At 59.8% G+C, this 17,299-nt stretch carries 20 protein-coding genes; 15 read left to right on the plus strand and 5 right to left on the minus strand.

Translation table 11 applies throughout. The annotated features are described in order from the left end of the window. Window positions 1–11 precede the first annotated feature (11 nt). The 6 genes from ACH2ED_RS01230 to ACH2ED_RS01255 all read left to right on the plus strand — a co-directional run bounded on the left by ACH2ED_RS01230 (window position 12) and on the right by ACH2ED_RS01255 (window position 6,349). The gene (locus tag ACH2ED_RS01230; protein WP_309690638.1) at window positions 12–290 is read left to right on the plus strand and encodes a DUF485 domain-containing protein; all 279 of its coding nucleotides are present in this window, start codon (window positions 12–14) and stop codon (window positions 288–290) included. Further along, complete coding sequence (locus tag ACH2ED_RS01235) at window positions 287–2,230, plus strand: cation acetate symporter (RefSeq protein ID WP_395088374.1); 1,944 nt, start codon at window positions 287–289, stop codon at window positions 2,228–2,230. Before ACH2ED_RS01230 ends, ACH2ED_RS01235 begins: the two co-directional genes overlap by 4 nt. A gap of 5 nt (window positions 2,231–2,235) precedes the next feature. Beyond that, window positions 2,236–3,927 (plus strand): GAF domain-containing protein, encoded by a 1,692-nt coding sequence (locus tag ACH2ED_RS01240; protein ID WP_395088375.1) that lies wholly within the window; start codon window positions 2,236–2,238, stop codon window positions 3,925–3,927. Between the two features lies 1 nt (window position 3,928). After that, the gene (locus tag ACH2ED_RS01245; protein WP_395088376.1) at window positions 3,929–4,591 is read left to right on the plus strand and encodes a response regulator; all 663 of its coding nucleotides are present in this window, start codon (window positions 3,929–3,931) and stop codon (window positions 4,589–4,591) included. A 64-nt stretch (window positions 4,592–4,655) separates the two neighbouring features. Continuing rightward, window positions 4,656–5,504, plus strand: coding sequence for a PEP-CTERM sorting domain-containing protein (locus ACH2ED_RS01250; RefSeq protein WP_395088377.1), 849 nt, complete (start codon window positions 4,656–4,658; stop codon window positions 5,502–5,504). A gap of 92 nt (window positions 5,505–5,596) precedes the next feature. Beyond that, a complete protein-coding gene (locus ACH2ED_RS01255; RefSeq protein WP_395088378.1) occupies window positions 5,597–6,349 on the plus strand; it encodes a phytanoyl-CoA dioxygenase family protein in 753 nt (250 codons plus the stop codon). Here ACH2ED_RS01255 and ACH2ED_RS01260 read toward each other — a convergent pair. Together ACH2ED_RS01260 and ACH2ED_RS01265 are read right to left on the minus strand one after the other, a co-directional pair. Next, window positions 6,328–8,145 carry a sulfatase gene (locus ACH2ED_RS01260; protein WP_395088379.1) on the minus strand — a complete coding sequence of 606 codons (1,818 nt, stop codon included), beginning with the start codon at window positions 8,143–8,145 and terminating at the stop codon, window positions 6,328–6,330. The two genes, ACH2ED_RS01255 and ACH2ED_RS01260, sit on opposite strands and share 22 nt — an antisense overlap. A 5-nt stretch (window positions 8,146–8,150) precedes the next feature. Next, on the minus strand, window positions 8,151–8,732 hold the full coding sequence (locus ACH2ED_RS01265; protein ID WP_395088380.1) for a methyltransferase domain-containing protein: 582 nt from the start codon (window positions 8,730–8,732) through the stop codon (window positions 8,151–8,153). A gap of 93 nt (window positions 8,733–8,825) precedes the next feature. Here ACH2ED_RS01265 and ACH2ED_RS01270 point away from each other — a divergent pair, with 93 nt between their 5' ends. Next, entirely contained in the window at window positions 8,826–9,338 is a 513-nt protein-coding gene (locus tag ACH2ED_RS01270; RefSeq protein WP_395088381.1) for an adenine phosphoribosyltransferase, read from the plus strand. Between the two features lie 7 nt (window positions 9,339–9,345). Next, the gene (locus ACH2ED_RS01275; RefSeq protein ID WP_395088382.1) at window positions 9,346–10,095 is read left to right on the plus strand and encodes a Nif3-like dinuclear metal center hexameric protein; all 750 of its coding nucleotides are present in this window, start codon (window positions 9,346–9,348) and stop codon (window positions 10,093–10,095) included. On the opposite strand, the gene ACH2ED_RS01280 is transcribed toward ACH2ED_RS01275, so the two are convergent. Both ACH2ED_RS01280 and ACH2ED_RS01285 read right to left on the minus strand, forming a co-directional pair. Beyond that, window positions 10,082–10,861, minus strand: a complete 780-nt coding sequence (locus tag ACH2ED_RS01280; protein ID WP_395088383.1) for a hypothetical protein — start codon at window positions 10,859–10,861, stop codon at window positions 10,082–10,084. The two genes, ACH2ED_RS01275 and ACH2ED_RS01280, sit on opposite strands and share 14 nt — an antisense overlap. 23 nt (window positions 10,862–10,884) lie before the next feature. Then, window positions 10,885–11,337, minus strand: a complete 453-nt coding sequence (locus ACH2ED_RS01285; protein ID WP_395088384.1) for a hypothetical protein — start codon at window positions 11,335–11,337, stop codon at window positions 10,885–10,887. Between the two features lie 79 nt (window positions 11,338–11,416). On the opposite strand from ACH2ED_RS01285, the gene coaD reads away from it, so the two are divergent. The 7 genes from coaD to ACH2ED_RS01320 are packed head-to-tail and all read left to right on the plus strand — an operon-like array spanning window position 11,417 to window position 16,213. After that, on the plus strand, window positions 11,417–11,923 hold the full coding sequence (coaD, locus tag ACH2ED_RS01290; RefSeq protein ID WP_395088385.1) for a pantetheine-phosphate adenylyltransferase: 507 nt from the start codon (window positions 11,417–11,419) through the stop codon (window positions 11,921–11,923). Between the two features lie 56 nt (window positions 11,924–11,979). Further along, window positions 11,980–12,693 carry a hypothetical protein gene (locus ACH2ED_RS01295; RefSeq protein WP_395088386.1) on the plus strand — a complete coding sequence of 238 codons (714 nt, stop codon included), beginning with the start codon at window positions 11,980–11,982 and terminating at the stop codon, window positions 12,691–12,693. A gap of 57 nt (window positions 12,694–12,750) precedes the next feature. Then, window positions 12,751–13,398 (plus strand): YceD family protein, encoded by a 648-nt coding sequence (locus ACH2ED_RS01300; protein WP_395088387.1) that lies wholly within the window; start codon window positions 12,751–12,753, stop codon window positions 13,396–13,398. A gap of 9 nt (window positions 13,399–13,407) precedes the next feature. Further along, window positions 13,408–13,722: a hypothetical protein gene (locus tag ACH2ED_RS01305; protein WP_309690597.1), complete on the plus strand. Its 315-nt coding sequence runs from the start codon at window positions 13,408–13,410 to the stop codon at window positions 13,720–13,722. A 36-nt stretch (window positions 13,723–13,758) separates the two neighbouring features. Beyond that, the gene (gene truB / locus ACH2ED_RS01310; RefSeq protein ID WP_395088388.1) at window positions 13,759–14,583 is read left to right on the plus strand and encodes a tRNA pseudouridine(55) synthase TruB; all 825 of its coding nucleotides are present in this window, start codon (window positions 13,759–13,761) and stop codon (window positions 14,581–14,583) included. Beyond that, the gene (locus tag ACH2ED_RS01315; protein WP_395088389.1) at window positions 14,580–15,479 is read left to right on the plus strand and encodes a bifunctional riboflavin kinase/FAD synthetase; all 900 of its coding nucleotides are present in this window, start codon (window positions 14,580–14,582) and stop codon (window positions 15,477–15,479) included. Before truB ends, ACH2ED_RS01315 begins: the two co-directional genes overlap by 4 nt. Further along, window positions 15,476–16,213 (plus strand): class I SAM-dependent DNA methyltransferase, encoded by a 738-nt coding sequence (locus ACH2ED_RS01320; RefSeq protein ID WP_395088390.1) that lies wholly within the window; start codon window positions 15,476–15,478, stop codon window positions 16,211–16,213. Before ACH2ED_RS01315 ends, ACH2ED_RS01320 begins: the two co-directional genes overlap by 4 nt. Here the strand turns inward: ACH2ED_RS01320 and ACH2ED_RS01325 are convergent. Then, complete coding sequence (locus ACH2ED_RS01325) at window positions 16,210–17,202, minus strand: ABC transporter ATP-binding protein (protein ID WP_395088391.1); 993 nt, start codon at window positions 17,200–17,202, stop codon at window positions 16,210–16,212. The two genes, ACH2ED_RS01320 and ACH2ED_RS01325, sit on opposite strands and share 4 nt — an antisense overlap. Window positions 17,203–17,299: the final 97 nt, after the last annotated feature.

A 17,299-nucleotide genomic window follows, 5' to 3' on the forward strand; every position in this document is an offset into this window, starting at 1 on the left:
ACCTGCCAGGCATGAACGACAAGGAATTGTTGCGCTCGGTGATGCGTCGCCAGGCAGGGCTGAGCCTGCGGGTGGCGGCGGTCTTTCTGGGGATTATCTTTGTTCTGCCGCTGGTCAATCTCTACGCGCCCGCGCTGGCGGCGACCAATGTGGGGGGCTTCTCGCTGACGTGGCTAATTCTCGGTGTCCTCTTTTACCCGATTACCTGGGGGCTCTCGGCGTATTTTATCAAGCGCTCCAATGCACTTGAGGAGACAATTATTCGAGAGCATACGGGAGTGAGCCAATGATCCCCTTACTCTTTGTGATCCTGGTGACCGTCGCCACGGTCGTCTTGGGCATTATCGCCACCAAGCGCTCGCAGTCCGCATCGGACTTTTTCGTGGCGGGGCGAAAAGTATCGGTCGGGATGAACGCGTCGGCGATCTCGGGCGAGTATCTGAGCGCTGCGAGCTTTATGGGGGTCGCGGGCCTGGTGCTTAAGAACGGCTACGATGCCCTCTGGTACCCGGTGGGCTACGCGGCGGGGTACTTGCTGCTCCTGCTCTTTATCGCTGGCCCACTACGGCGTTTTGGGGCCTACACGATCCCCGATTTTGCCGAGGGCCGCTTCGACTCGCCGCTGTTTCGCAAGATCGCGGTGAGCTTTGTGCTCTTTATTGGCTTCTTCTACACCATGCCTCAGATGAAGGGGGCGGGTGTGACTATGGGGACAATCATGAACTGGCCGTACTGGGTCGGGATTGTGGTGGTCGGCTCCGTGATTACTTTCAATGTGGCGCTCGGGGGAATGAAGGGCATTACGTTTGTCCAGGCGTTCCAGTACTGGGTCAAGCTCTTCGCCATCTCCGTGCCCGTCTTCGTGCTCATGACGGTCTATGGCGGCTACAGCCAGAAGCTCGGCACCTTCACGGGCGAGCCAAAAGGCATTCCAAAGCTCTCTAAAGACACAACTCTGAAGTTTGCCGGTAAAGATAAGGCACCCACCAACGCAGTGAGCTTCTCGGCTGTTTCCGAGACCGTCATCACGTTTACCAAAGATACCGAGATTGATAAGATCAGCACGGTGCGAAAGGCTGAGCCGGGCGAGGATAAGCTCGATGCAAGCCTCGCCATTTCGCCTAACCCGGAGGGCGTGATCGCGGCAGGCACGACGCTTACCCTCCTCCCGATGCTGGTCACGAAAGACGGCCAGCCGGTTCTCAAAGATGGCAAGACGGTGCGAACCGCGCCGAAGCTGGAGTTTTCTAAGCCGACGGAGGCGATTATTTCCTCGGGGAGCTTTGTGCCCAACGCCCAGAATAATGCGAAGTGGGGCTTGCCCTACGGCACACTCACCAGCAAGCACGGCTTCCCGGTGCTCTATACCTACTCGCTGATTATTGCGCTGATCTGTGGCACGGCGGGGCTGCCCCATATTCTCGTGCGCTTCTACACCAACCCCGATGGCCGCAGTGCGAAGGCCACGACATTTTGGGTAATGGTGCTGATCGGCGCGTTTTACGCCTTCACCCCGATCTGGGGTGCGCTGGGGCGTGCGGATCTGCCCTCGCTCTACGCAAACAACAAGACAGACTCCGTGGTGATCGCGCTTCCCCGGGCGATTGGTGGCATCTGGGGCGATGTGCTCTCGGGTATTACCAGCGCCGGGGCGTTCGCGGCGTTTATGTCGACGTTTAGCGGGCTGCTTGTCTCGATGAGTGGCGCACTGGCCCATGATATCTACGGCAAGATTCTGAAACCCAAAGCGACACCTCAGGAGCGCATTCGGATGTTTAAGATCGCCGCCGTGATCTTTGGTGCGGTTGCGATGGCGCTGGGTTTACTGGTGGAGAGCTTCGATATCGCGATGCTGGTGGGCTGGGCCTTTGCTATCGCGGCGGCGAGCTACTTCCCACTTCTCCTGCTCGGAGCGTGGTGGCGCGGCCTGACAATGCCCGGCGCGGCGGCAGGGATGCTCGGGGGCGGTCTGCTCTCGCTTTTTGCCATTATTGCCTTCATGCTCTCGGACAAGAAGCTCATCACCATTGACGATCCCTTGACTAAGAGCCTCTGTGAGCAGCCCGCAATCTGGGGAGTTCCGCTGGCGCTGCTCATTATGTTTGTCGTCTCCAAGCTGACCGCAAACCAAATCCCGGAGGATGCCGACGCAAAGATGCTGCGCCTGCACGCCCCCGAGGAACTTGGGCACAGCCGAGATTACATTGAGGAGCACAGCGGGGGGCACTAGACGCGATGGAAACCGTTGAGGCGCTCCTGCGGCAGCAAGAAGTTTTGCGTGCCGTGATCGAGTCTATTAGCAGCGAGCTGCACCTGCGCCCGCTGCTGACCCGGATCGTGCGCCATGCCTGCGAGCTGATCGGAGCGGATAACGGAACGATTGGCCTTGTGGACGAGCGCCGGGATCTCGTGCGCACCGAGGCGATCTGGTGCATGCCCCAGAGTGAGCTGGGGGCCGAGATGCCGCGCGGTGTTGGGCTGGCAGGGCGAGTGCTCGCATCGGGAGCGCCGCTGGTGCTGGCGCACTACGGACAGATTGAGAACCCGCTACAACCGCAGCTCTCTGCCAACGCGGTGATTGGCATTCCGATCTGGTGGCGAGAGAAGCTGATCGGTTTCTTTGGGATTGGCACGGATGCCACGCGTCAGAGCCGTCAGTTTAATCAGCACGATGTCGAGACCCTGACACTCTTTGCACGCCACGCTGCCATTGCGATTGAGAACGCCCGCCTCTATGCCGCTGCCGAGACAGCGCTGGAGGAGATGGAACTGCTCTATGCCACCAGCACGCGAATTGGGACTGCACTCACAACGCGCGAGCTTGTCGCGGCGTATCTTAACCTCGTCACGACAGGGGGGCGCTTTGCCTGCACAGTGACACGCTACCAGCGGGAGGAGGGAGAGATTCGCCAGGTTGAGATTCTGGGGCGCTGGACCCCGGCGGAAGGGCTGAGTCTGTCCTCGTACCACTATCCGTACCAGCGCGATGCACTGGATGAGGCGCTGGATCGGGGGGAGACGATCGCTATTCCCGATGTGCATACCGATCCGCGCGTTCCTGAGAGTCTGCGACGTATTCAGGCTGAGTCGGGACGACCCGCACTGGCCTTGATTCCCCTACGCATTGCGGGGGCGGAGAGGCTGGGGCATGTGATTCTCAGTCACTCGCAGGTGCACCCTTGGGACCCGGCGGAGCTGCATCCCTTTGAGATTACGGCGCAGCAGCTCGCCAGCGCCCTAGACAGCCGCCTCCAGCAAGAGCGTTTGGCATCGCAGAGCCAGAAAGTGGCGATCTTTGAGGAGCGACAGCGTATCGCCCGCGATCTGCACGACTCGGTCACCCAGCTTCTGTTCACGATGACACTTATCGCGCAGACGGCAACAGCGGCCTGGAAGCGCGATCCCGAAGAGGGCGAGCGCCGCGTCGGACGGCTGGTTGAGCTAAGCCAGGCCGCCCTTGCTGAGATGCGCACTCTGCTCGCGGAGCTGCGCCCGCCCGCACCCCAGCCCACGGGGCGCGAGCTGCTGGAAACTCAGGGGCTAATCGCCGCTCTGGAAGCCCACTTTCGCGCCACCACTGATGAGAACACTGAGGTGATTTTAGAAGCGCAGCGCTACCGCCCCAGGATATTTGCCGTTGAGCACGCGCTCTATCGCATTGCTCAGGAAGCCGTTGCCAACGCCCGTAAGCATGCTCAGGTGCAGTGTATTACCGTCACTCTTGCCACCCCGCGGGGCATGGGCACGAAGCTCACGATTCGCGATAAGGGCAAGGGCTTCGACACGACACTTCCCCCTGTGCCGCGCACCGATGGCAGCGGCATGGGTCTCTCGACCATGCGCGAGCGTGCCACCAAGCTCGGCGGGACACTGAAATTGACCTCCCAGCCAAGCAAAGGCACCTTGATTGAGGTAAAGATTCCCTAAGATGAGCGAGATTCGTGTGCTGCCTGAGATTCGTGTGCTGATTGTGGACGACCACGAGCTGGTTCGAGAAGGGCTGACCCTGCTTTTAGAGGAAGCGGAAGGGATTGTCATTGCGGGGCAGGCGGGTTCGGTGGCTCAGGCAGTCGTACAGGCGCAGACGCTCCAGCCCGATGTGGTGTTGCTAGACATGATGCTTCCCGATGGCGATGGCGTCTCGGTGATACAGCAGCTCAAGGCGAAAAACAACCCGGCGCGCGTTGTTGTGCTTACCAGCTTTGCGGAAGACGAGAAGATTCGTGGCGCACTGCAAGCCGGGGCCACGGGCTACCTGCTCAAAGATGTCCTGCGCCATGATTTGCTCGCCGCGATCCGTGCCGCCGCCGAGGGAATATCTACGCTGCATCCCGTGATTCAGGCACATCTCCTGCAGCAGCTCAGCCAGCCTAAGCAAACTTCACCGCTCGATATGCTCACCGAACGTGAGCATGAGGTGCTAAAAGCTGTCGCTGAGGGGCGCAGCAACAAAGAGATCGCGGTGAGCTTGGGACTGACTCTGGGAACGGTGAAGGGCTACCTAAATACTATTTTTGGCAAGCTCAATGTTGTCAGCCGGACGGAAGCCACGCTGCTCGCGATTCGCCATGGCCTGGTCACCCCTAACTAAAGTTAGTGTTGCTTGCTTACTTTAGATAGTTGTCGGATCTATGTAAATTGTTTATACTCCAGGTATGAAAAATCTACAGCTCTCTTTAACCCTAACCCTCGGCCTTTTGGCTCTTCCTACTATAGCTTTTGCTCAGACGGTTCGTAGCGGCAGCGGTGCCAACGCCGCGGCAATTACGGGAATACGTGACACTTTCCGCACCGATCTTGGCGGCGGTGCTGTCGCAGGAGCCAACGGCTCTTTTGGTGGTGTACGCCGCGAGATCAACTGGGACGGGGTTCCCGCTACTCAGTCCGCTCCCAACAACTTGGCTGCCAACTTCTTCAATGTTAACTCGCCCCGTGGTGCCGTTTTCTCCACGGCGGGCACGGGTTTTATGGTTAGTAGCGCCACCACCGATGCGGGCGCAGGGCAGCCTGCGGCTGCGAACTTTGGCAATATCAACGCAACCTACTCCGCAACCTTCCAGACTTTCAGTGCCCAGCGGCTCTTTACCTCTCTTGGTAGCAATGTCTATGATGTGAACTTCTTTGTCCCCGGGACCGCAACTCCGGCACTGGTGACGGGCTTTGGCTCTGTCTTTACCGATGTGGACATTCTGGGGGCAACGACGATCCAGTACTTTGATGCTGGCAATGCCTCCCTGGGAACCTTCAATCTTCCCACGGCGGATTTTGGCCTCTCGTTTTTGGGGGTTTTCTTTCCCACTGCGCAGGTTTCTCGTGTCCGTGTGACCCAGGGAAATGTCGCTCTGGGAGCGGGAGTCAACGATGGTGGTGGCAACGATGTTGTTGTCGCCGATGACTTTATCTACGGCGAGCCCGTTGCCAATACAGCCCCGGAGCCGGGAACCCTGATCTTCCTCGCGCTTGGGGGGACACTGGTCTTCGTGCGTCGCTGCCTGAAAAATTAGGCGTCTACAGCGGCATTCCGCCGCAAAGCCCGTGCCGGGCTCCCGAAGAAACTGGGGAGTTTGGTGCGGGCTTTTTCTGTTAGAATGTTTCCATGAACCCAATGGAGAGCTATGAGCGCGATGGCTACGCGATCTTTCGTAGTGTGCTGGATGCGGCGCTGATTGCCGAGGCGAGTGCGCATGTGGAGTGGCTACAGCGGCAGAACCCGCAGATTCGGCCTGAGAAGCTGGACTGGTTTTTGGTGCTCAATGACCCGTTCTGGGTGCGCCTGGTCGCGGATGATCGGCTGCTGGATATCGCGGAGAAGTTTATCGGGCCAAATATTGCGCTGTTTGCCAGCCACTACTTCGCCAAGCCGCCCCACGATGGTCTGCCCGTGCTTTGGCACCAAGACGGTAGCTACTGGCCGCTTGACCCGTGTGAGGTCGTGACACTCTGGCTTGCCGTAGATGACTCGACCCCCGAGAACGGCTGCTTGCGCGTGATTCCTGGGTCGCACCAGTTGGAGTTTCAGCAGCACGCAAAAGACACAACTATCGAGAACGTGCTCTCGTCGGGGATTGTGGGTGTAGATGCGAGCAGTGCTGTGGACGTGGTACTGAAGGCGGGGGATGTCTCGGTGCATCACCCGAATCTTATTCACGGCAGTGAGGCGAACACGAGCGACCAGCGCCGCTGTGGCCTCACCATTCGCTACATCCCGACGAGCACGCGCATTACCAAGCCCATCGGAGCGCCATTTCTGCTACGTGGCACGGCGGTACAGGGGATCAACAGCTACATCAAGCGCCCCGTATTTATCGAAGGGGAACACTTCGCGTTTCAGGGAGCGATGCCCGAGTAGAGCCTGACGCGGGTGAGGGTGCCGATGAAGTTGGGGAGATCCTTCCCGGCCACTTTAGAGCCCGCATCACCGCCTAGCTCCATTGGATTTGCCGGATCGCTGGTGATGAAGTTGTGGAGTGGCCCGGCCGCGACTTCTTTGCCGTCTATCGCTAGCGTCAGTCGCTTGTCTGGGGTGATGCGTGCCACGAGCACCACGGAGCGCCCAACGATGCTCTCACTGCCTGTAAGCTGGGAGCGCTTATTCTCGGAGGTGACCATAAAGACCGGCTTGCCGCTCTCCAGGTGCAGGCTGTAGCCGAAGCGCTCACCGCCACGAGCAAGAACGACGCCCTCCGGCTTTTCTGCAGTGAGTGTCACCTCAATGGCCCACGCTCCCACATTGGGCCGAAGTGCGGGGGTACTGGGGATCGTCACTAGCTTCGTGCCGTCGAAGGTGCGTGCCTCTTTCCAGTCCAGCACCCAGCGGTTGAGAGGCGCGACGAGGCCATTTGGTTTGGGATCGGTGGCTCCGGGCTTGTCGGCAAAAGCGGGAATCTCAAAGCCAATGGCCTTGCGCTGCCGCTCGAACTCCTGCTGCAACGCCGTCCGTAGTCCCGTCGAGCCTGTATCTGCTGCGAGGTTCTTGGTCTCGTAGGGATCTTTTTTCAGATCGTAGACCTCTGTCCACTCCGGGTGACCGGGGTATTGGATCAGCTTGGCGCTCTCCGTGCGAACGGCTTGAGTCGTAGGGGCAGCGAAGCCTTTCTCGAAGAAGTAGGTGTAGAAAAACGCTTTGCGCCAGTCCGGGGGAGTTTTCCCCAGAGCCAACGGGAGCAGGCTGCGTCCGTGCATCGTGCTGGGAACCGGGACGCCCGCCAGCTCTAGAACCGTTGGGGCGATATCGGCATTGAGTGCGAGCTGATCGAGCTTCTGCGCCTTACGGAGCTTCTTGGGCATCCGAATCAGAAGCGGGATTCGTAGGCTCTCGTCGTAGGCGGTTCGCTTGTCGCCCAGGCCGTGCTCGCCCAGATAGAAACCATTGTCGGAGGCAAAGATCACCACAGTATTGTCGTCGAGCGCCGCCAGAAGCTTCCCGACACAGTCATCCATGGCGCTGATACACCGAAAATAACCTCGATTGAGGGCGTTAGGGTTCGCATTGACCTTGCGCTCAGGGGCATAGGCCGCCGCCAGGCCAAGGTTGGCAACGGGACGTGCGGTGTCATTTGCGTAGTCATTTGCGTGGCTCGGGGGCGGGGAAAACGGGCCGTGGCAGGTCTTGAAGCCTAGAATTAAGAAAAACGGTATGTCCGCGCGCTCTTTGACAAATTGCAGAGCATAGTCCGTCGAGACATCATCAATCCAGCCCTTGGTCGGCGTGTCCTTGCCATTAACCACAAAGGGACAGTCGTCGTACTTGCCCTGCCCGATAAAGCTGGCCGCGAAGTCAAAACCAGGGCGCTCCCGCTGGCTTCCCATGTGCCACTTGCCCACGTAGCCCGTTCGGTAGCCTGCGGATTTGAGAAGAGTTGCCACAGTCACATTTGTCTGTGAAAACGGCGTATGGTTATTCACCACGCCATTGGTATGCCCGTACTGCCCAGTGAGCAGCGTCGCACGGCTAGGTGCACAGAGCGAGTTGACCACAAAGGCGTTGCGAAAGCGTGTGCCCTCAGAAGCGAGCTTATCTAAGTTCGGGGTCTTGAGCCAGGGAAAGCGACCCTTGTCTCCGTGCTCTTTCTGCACCACGCTCAGCGCGTCCCAGCGCTGGTCGTCGGTATAGATCACGATAATATTGGGCTTCGATGCTTGCATGGCCTCTATTTCTTCTGAAGGAGTCGTAAAACCTCCCTGCCCTCCCGTCCTGGAAACGTTCGGGCCGGGGTTTCGGAGCGCAGGAGGGTGAAGTGCTCGGCAAAGCGCGTGTCCAGCTCCTCTAGGGTGGCATTGAAGGGCGGGCCGAGAGTGGGGTCTGGATCGTCGCGCGGGTTGAGGTAGAAGACTCCCAGTAGCAGACCGCCGGGCTTGAGAGCTCCTGCGACCGCTTGGACATAGTCATCGCGGCGCTCACGGGGGATCGCGCAGAAGCACGTGTGCTCAAAGACGGCATCGAAGGCGCTCTGGAACTCGGTGGACAGTGCGAAGAGATCTCCGAGGACAAAGCGCATATTGGGCACCGTTTCGGCTCCCGCAAAGGCGCTGGGCGCAAGATCCAGCCCAATCACTTCGTCCGCGCCCGCCGCTGCAATCGCCCGCACATCGTGGCCGCGCCCACAGCCGGGCACCAGCACGCGACCCATGAGTGGCATCTCGGCGAGAAAGGCAAGAAGCCCCGGCGCGGGTGCACCTTTGTCCCAGCCCGCCTCGCCGCTTTGATAGAGAGTTTTCCAGTCCGTTGTCATGGGGTCAGGATACCTGGATCGTCGCTATTTTCGTAGGCTTCCCACAGCATGGTGAAGTTTGTATAAAAAGAGGGAGGCGGCTACAATAGGGATATGAAAGCAGCAACTCTGATTCGTGACATTCCCGATTTCCCGCAGCCAGGAATTGTCTTCAAAGACATTACGCCCGTTCTGGCAGATCCAGTGGCTTTTGCCGAAGTGATCGCCGCGCTCAGTGAGGATATCAAGCGCCTCCGGCCCGATGTCATTGTGGGAATCGAGTCGCGCGGATTTCTCTTTGGTGCCCCCGTGGCCCACGAGCTTGGGGTCGGGTTTGTACCGTACCGAAAGGCGGGGAAGCTACCGTACCAGATTATCTCGCAGGAGTACGCGCTGGAGTACGGTACGGCAACGGTTGAGGCGCATATTGACGCGATCAAGCCCGGCCAGCGCGTGGTGATTGTGGATGATGTGCTTGCGACGGGTGGCACCGCCGTGGCGGCGGGGCAGCTCACGGAGAAGCTTGGGGGCGCAGTGGTGGGGTTTGCCTTCTTTATTGAACTCTCGTTTCTCAAGGGCCGCACCAAGCTGGCGGGCCGCGATATCACGACTCTGCTGAGCTACTAAGATGTACATGATCCGTGATGCCATAGCGGCGCTGGAGAGTATCGCACCGCCGCATCTAGCGCTGGGCAGCGACCCCACGGGCCTGCTCATTGGTGACTTAAAAGCACCGCTGACGGGAATCGTAGCGTGTTTGGATGTCACGCATCGGGCAGTGGAGACAGCGCGGAAAGTCGGGGCGAGCCTGATTGTGGCGCATCATCCTCTGATTTTTCATCCCGCCAAGACACTTCGCGCCGACGAGCCGCACCCAGGAAGTGTCGTGCTGGCCTGTGCCCGACACCAAATTGCGGTTGCCTGTGCGCACACGAACTGGGATGTCGCGCCCGGCGGGGTCAATGACACACTGGCGGACTTACTGGGGCTTAGCGACGGGAAAGTTCTGCGCATTACCAGTGAGCCTTATGGAATCGGGCGGGTGGGGCTCTTGCGGGAGCCGCTCACGGCCACGGACTTTCTCAACAAGCTGGGCAATATTCTGGGGATTGCGCCCCGTACCCTCACGCCGACCCGCGCCCTCGCCGTTCAGAATGTCGCGGTTTGCGGTGGCGCGGGCGCGGAACTCATGGCCGATGCGCTTGCTGTGGGAGCCGACACGCTGGTGACGGGCGATATCCGCCACCATGAGTTTATCGCCGCCGCTGAGCAGGGCTTTCTTCTGGTAGATGCCGGGCACCACGCCACGGAGAATCCTGGTGCACGGGAGCTAGGCCGACGGCTGGAGCGGGCACTGGAGGGTGTGAGCGTCACTTTCGTTTGATCGGCAGGCTAGTCACCGGTAGCTCCGCCTGGTAGAGCGCGAGCACGGGCTCGCCAAGTTCAAGATTGTCGAACGGGCGCACTACCTGGTGAGTGAGCCTTGCGGCACACGGCGTGAGGGGAAGATGCTCGGTGCGAAAGAGACTCAGTGCCTCTTTGGAGAGCCGGGCGAGGTGCAGCTGACGGTTGAAGCGTGTCAGAAACGCCACGGACTCGTGCCAGGAGCCGATCAGAGTGCGCTCGGGAGTCTCGCAGGCCTCCGCACGCAGATGCACCTGCACGGCGTGTGTGGTGAGCTTAATGCCCAAGCGCGCAAAGGTCTGCCGCGCCGGGTCGCCTGCGATATAGACATGGAAGCGGGCTTCTTCCACCACGCGGGTAAACGCCGTCAGTGTCCCCGCGGCCTGCGTGCTCCCCACAAAGTGCGCCACCACAAACGCGCTCCGCTCCCCGTCGGTGCGGGTGAGGAGCTGGAGCGTGGTCTCATGAAAGTCATCGCCCATCAGTGCAGGAAGCGGTGACCAGCGCGCATCATCCCGGAGTGCAAACACAAGCTGGACAAAACCGACAAGCTGGCCGTCGCTGTTGGGAAGCCGCTCCAGAGTCACTCCCTCCGGGGCGAGCGCCTGAAGCTTCTCAACAGGCACCGCCCAGGTGACAATAAACACATCGCGCAGAGTTGCACTGGCTGTCGCGACTTTAGGCAGCGTCCGGGAGGCTGCTGGCGTGACGGTGGGGGCAGGGACTTCGGTTTCCTGAACACTCATGCCCCTATGATACCGCCTGCGCCCTAGTGGTTGGAGTCGAGTGTCTTCGGGTTAGAACTTGCAATCGCACCCATCACCGGGTGAGAAATTGGCCCTGGTATGGTCTGAACTACCGGCAGGGGAGTTCCCATGGTGGGGTGAGGGCGAAAGAGCGCGGCGGCGCTCCCCACGGCGGCGGCAATTCCCGCAATGGCTTGTGCAACCCGTTTATTGCGGCGGGCTGTCGCGCCGACGGTGCAATCTTTCGTCAGAATTGTCCCATCGGCACGGCGGTAAAAGCGCACACAGAGACGGCCTTCGGCGGTGCGGATCAGTGCCTCCGCCTCAGACGTCGTCATCTCCGAGAGGTTGTAGACCTTATGCTGACAGCGCTCACAAGAGCGGACGCGCTCGCTGCCGGGCATGGCATTCCAGCTCTCGTGGCAGGGGGCTGCGATGCGCACGGAGCGCAGATGAGGGGTGTCGTTTCGTTCCATGCAACTTTAGTTCCCTATTTATTAAAAAGAGTTCACACCAGCAACTGAAATTCGAAAAACTGCGGTAGAATAACCCATCGTGAGCCAACCTATCACGGCAATCTATCCAGGGTCTTTTGATCCCGTGACAAACGGACACCTCGATATTATCGAGCGTGCTGCCCGCACCTTCGACCAACTTGTGATTGCAGTGGGCCGGAACTCCGGTAAGAGTGCGCTCTTCACCCCCGACGAGCGTGTGGAGATCCTCCGAGAGTGTGTGTCCGTCTGGCCGAATGTGAGCGTCACTAGCTTTGATGGTCTGTTGGTGAAATTTGTTCATGAGTTAGGAATACGTGTTGTCGTTCGTGGGTTGCGTGCTGTCTCCGACTTCGAGTTTGAGTTTCAGATCGCACTGGCAAACCGACAGATGGCTCCCGATGTGGAGACTTTTTTTCTAATGACGAGCGGGGAGTTTCTCTACCTCTCCTCCTCAATCGTCAAAGAGATTGCTCGCCTTGGTGGCGACATCTCCGCGCTGGCTCCCGAGCCGGTTCAGCGTGCACTGAATGCTCGATTTGGTAGAGAAGGAGCAGCATCCCCATAGATACACTGAAGTGCCTAGAGCGCCTTGAGGCTCTGGTAGATAGTTCAACGGTTTTAATGGGCTTTTCGCGGTTTAACCACGAGGAGTTCTATATCTTGGTTCAGAAGATTCGTGCTTCTTTACCTGAGGATGTCCGCAAGGCGGGGATGATTGCGGAGGGTGCGGATCGCCTTCTCGAAAAGGCGGAGTTTGAGGCAAATGAGCAAATGCAGCAGGCGCGCTCCGCTGCGGGTCAGGAGCTAGAGGACGCGCAAAACACTGCCCAGCAGCTCTTGGAGACGGCTCGGACCCAGTCCGACCAGGCACGTGCGGCGGCGCGGCGCGAAGCGGACCAGACTCTTGAGAGAGCCCGCCAGGAAGCGTCTAAGATACTGGACGAGGCGCGACGGAAGGTTGAGCTAGCGATTCAGAATACGGCAATCATGGAGCAGGCCAATGCACAGGCGCGCTCGATTATTACGGGGGCCGAGGCCGATGCAGAGGCCGTTCGTCGTGAAGCACGCTCCGATACCGATGGGCGTCGCACCGAGACGGATCGCTACGTGCGGGAGACACGCACCGAGGTGGATCGCTACTCGCAAGACATGCGCCGCGATGCCGACAACTACGCTCGTGAAGTACTCGCTACGGTCGAGCAGCAGCTCGATAACCTTCTTGGGGGAGTGGATCAGAAAATCGTCAACCTGCGAGCGCAGGTGCAGCGAGGACGGCAGCTCCTAGAGCGCACGGCTCAGGAGAATGAGCGGCTTGCTTCTGCGACGCGGCGCTGATTTAGCACCCACGGGCTGATTTAGCACCGAGAGGCAGCAGGGCGATAGATTACTAACATGTCTAGATTTGCATACAACACAGACGATGACCCCGGCGAGGGAGGGGTCGTCTCGGTAGCCCCCCCCGGCAGTAAGGCGGCTGAGCGCGGAGTCAGTGCCCCCCTCAGCGGTGCTCCAGGCCCCGACGAGCTCCTGCTGGATGTCGGGATGCTGGCACGCACGCCGGGAATGCGCTACCAGCACCACATCGCTGTACCCAGTGGAGCGATCGCGGAGCTTGGGGCTCTCTCCACGATTGTTGGGAAGGTCGTCTTGACCAACACGGGGGCGGCACTGCTCCTGGATGGAACCGCCTCGGCTACTCTCCAGATGGAGTGCACCCGCTGCCTGAAGCCCACACAGTACGCGGTTGAGGCGGAGCTCGAAGAGTCTTTCGATCTGATTGCTGCGAACACCGCCTATGCCCAGGGCGAGGTCAAGGTCATTGATGAAAATGTGGAGGCTTCTGTGGTCGAGGGGACGATTCTTAACCTGGGCGATCTGCTACGACAGAATTTGCTTCTGGCCGCGCCTCTTCAGCCTCTCTGCGCCGAGGGGTGTTCCAATGGAATCTCTGTGCCGGAGGAGGAGCTAGAAGCACTTACCGTGACGGCCCCGCTTGCGGGGCTTGGAGATCTGTGGGCCAAGCGCCAGCAGGAGCCTTAGTTAGGTGCGATGACTATCTTTCTGGTTGCGTTGATTCCCGTACTCTTGATTGGCATCGTGCTGGTTGAACTGCTACTGTGGCACGCGCCACGTCGAGGGAAGCGCTCGGATCTCAAGAGCCGTCCCCTTCCACCTCGCCGCATTATTAGAGTGGTCACCCCCAGCGGCGACGTTCTCACCGGCGAGCCCGAGCGCATCGTCGCCTCGCTGGCTCGCCAGGGCTTCTTCGGAGCCTACCCTGACCCTGACCCCGCTGAGGCGTGGCACCTGCTCGATAGCTGGCGCGCTGTGGGCCGCATCCAGCTTCAAGTGGAGTGGCGTTAAGACATCAGTAGTCGGGGATTTTGCGCGACGAGAGCTATGGACGGATTTCTAAATATACACAAGCCTGCCGGTATGACGAGCCACGATGTGGTGGCGCGGGTTCGGCGGAGCTTAAAGATCAAGCGGGTGGGGCACGCGGGGACACTGGACCCCGATGCGACAGGAGTGTTAGTGGTGGCTGTCGGGCAGGCGACGCGGCTCTTGCCCCACGTACCACTGGAACCCAAAGTTTATCTGGCCACGATTGGCTTTGGCACTGCCACGGACACAGAGGATGCCAGTGGGCAAGTGACCACTGAGGCCGATGCATCGGGGCTGACACCAGAGGCGCTTCGTGCTGTTCTGCCACGCTTTGTCGGCGAGATCCAGCAAGTTCCCCCCATGGTTTCGGCACTGCACCATAACGGCCAGCGGCTCTACGATCTGGCGCGGCAGGGAATCACGGTCGAGCGCGAGGCCCGAACCATTACGATTCATGCGCTTGATCTCATCACTCCCACAGTTATTCGGGTGACTTGTGGCGGGGGAACCTATATCCGAACGCTCTGCAAAGATATCGGCGAAGCGCTCGGGCTTCCGGCGCACATGGCGACACTGGTGCGCGAGGCTGTCGGGCCCTACAAGCTAGCCGAAGCAATTCACCTCGATGAGATTACGGAAGAGAAGCTCCTGCCGATGCATGAAGCCCTTGGCTGGCCGACGCTTCGAGTGAGCGATCACGAAGCCGCCGAGCTAAAGCTGGGCAGGACGATTGAAGGCCCCACAAGTGGCGGCGAGTGCGCAGCGCTCCACCAGGAATGTTTAGTGGCGTTGGTTCGCTGGGAAAACGGGCACTGGCAGCCCTTCAAGGTATTTTCATGACACCAAAGACTTCCGCCCTTGGGCGGGGACTGGATGGTAGCTCTGCACTCACCATCGGGGTTTTCGATGGCGTTCACCGAGGGCACCAGGCGCTTCTTGCGGCGGCAAGGGCGAGCGGCTTGCCAACAACTGCCCTGACTTTTGATCCCCATCCGGCAGCACTGCTCTCGCCCGGACGAACTCCGAAGCTGCTCGGGACATTACCAGAGCGGCGGGAGCAGCTCAAGAGCTACGGCGCAGACACTGTCCAGGTGATTGCTTTTGATCATGCTTTTGCAGCGCTGACCCCCGATGCATTCATAGAGCATCTGCTAAGGCCACTGAATCCCGGTTGCATCGTTGTTGGTGAAGACTTTCGTTTCGGCTGTGAGCGGCGCGGCGATGTGGAAACACTGCGTGCTGCGGGGCTGGAAGTGACTGTCCTGCCGGGCGTTTTTGTGGACGGGGTGCCTGCGCGCTCTACAGTGATCCGGCAGATGCTCGTTGGTGGACAAGTCACGGAAGCCGCACGCCTGCTTGGGCGTCCCTACACACTCTCCGGTGAGGTTGTTCACGGACGTAAGCTCGGTCGGACTATCGGCTACCCGACGGCAAACCTTTCCTCCGACACGCGCCTTCTTGTTCCCGCGCCTGGGGTCTACGCGGGTATGGCGACACTCCCCGACGGGCGTGCGGTGCGTGCCGCGATCTCTATCGGCACCAACCCGACCATCACGGAAAACGGCCCGCTGACAGTGGAGGCGTTCTTGCTCGATGGCTTCGATGAGGACCTCTACGAGCAGAAGCTCGCTCTCGCGTTCGTGCATTTTCTGCGTGGCACGGTAAAGTTCGACGGGCTTGCGCCGCTTCTGGCACAGATGGCACGGGATGTTGCCCGAACGGAGCAACTGATTTGAACCGAGAGTACTACCTGCAGATGCGCCGCCTAGAGGACTGCCACTGGTGGTTTGTAGCACGTCGGAACCTGATCTGCGCCGCCCTGCGCCGCTTCTGCACAATCGAGAACCCTCTGGTGCTCGACATGGGCTGTGGAACGGGCGGCACATTGGATCGGCTCAGGGAGTTCGCACAACCCGTCGGGCTGGATCTAGAGCCGCTGGCACTGGAGCTCTGCCGGGAGCGGGGACACGTGAACCTGGTTCTCGCCTCCGCGACCTCACTGCCATTTGCCGAGGCGAGCTTCGATGCAGCGATCGCGCTGGATGTTCTGGAGCATATCCCTGACCATACCCTTGCGGCACGAGAGCTGGCACGCGCACTCAAGCCCGGAGGCGTTGCGGTGGTGACGGTGCCTGCCTACCAGTCGCTCTGGAGTGGCCATGATGTGGCCTTGATGCACCAGCGGCGCTACCGGGCAGAGGAGGTGCGGCACTTGCTCGAAGGAGCGGGGCTTGAGATCGAGCGACTTTCCTACACCGTCTCAGCACTCCTGCCTGCGGTCTGGGTGGTACGGAAGCTACAAAACGCACTGCAAAAAAAAGACGTCCTGCCGCGCGCGGACGCAAGGCCGACACGGGAGCCCCTGAATGGTTTTTTAGAGTGGGTACTGGATCTGGAGACACGGGTTGTTCTGCGCCACTCCCTGCCCTTTGGCCTGACCGTTTTTGCCGTGGCTCGGAAACCCGACTAGGCAGCGACTGCCGTTGGCACCTCGGTGGTCTCCGTGTCGGCGCTCTGGACGGAGAAGACAGTCACGTAGATGTCGTGCAGGCTGGCGGGCTCGGCGAGAATCTCGGTGAGGCGCATACGCTGCTTGATGAAGTTTAACACATCGTTGCGGGGCACGGCGGCGCTGATGAGCATACGGATGTCACCACTGGCGGTGCGCTCCACGGAACGGATTGCAGGGTGATCCCGGAACGGCTTGAGATCCACTGACATCGGATCAACGACGCGCAGTCGGACACTTAGACCGACTTGGGCCCGCTTCCGCAGCATAGTGAGAGTGCCATCCGCCACGAGCCGACCCTGGTGCATGATGAGAAAACGATCCGCGATACGCTCCAGGAGGTGCATGTGATGATCGCTGATCAGGATGGTCATCCCCGTTTCCTGTAGCTCCCGAATGAGTCCAATAAACCACTCCTGGTTGACTGGGTCTAGGCCATTGAAAGGCTCATCGAGATAAACGATGCTCGGGCCGTGCAGGACGGACTCCGCGAACTGAATCTTCTGCTGATTTCCCTTGGAGAAGCTGGACAGAGCCATGTTGGGGCGGTTGGTCATGCCCAGACGGTCCAGCCAGTACTGGGTTGCTTCCGCCGCCTCGCCCCCCGTGAGCCCTTTGCGGGTGGCTGCGTGGTAGAGAAGGCGCTCGACGGCCAGGCTCATGTAGTAGGAGCTATCCCCCGGGAAAAATCCAATCTGCGAGAGATCAGGTTCCTCGGTGGCTCCCTCATCGAAATAGTAGACTACCTTTCCCATGTCGGCTTTTTCCCGCTGGGCCATGATCGAGCCGATCGTGGTTTTCCCCGCACCATTGGGGCCAATCAGGGCAATCACTTCCCCACGACGTGCTTGAAAACTCACTCCCTTGAGGGCGTGAGTGGGGTCGTAGATCCGATGGATGTTCTGAATATCCAGTATGATGTCGTCAACCGGGCCCGCTGTATCCGGCATCGCCTAGCCTCCTGCACGTAGGGAGATCTGCTTCACACAAATTCACCCGGTAGAAGTATCGGCGCAATCGCTTCAGGACTTAAGCCCTGAGGTAAGA

This window comes from Armatimonas sp. (assembly GCF_043757465.1).
In the GTDB taxonomy this organism is placed as follows: Bacteria; Armatimonadota; Armatimonadia; order Armatimonadales; family Armatimonadaceae; genus Armatimonas.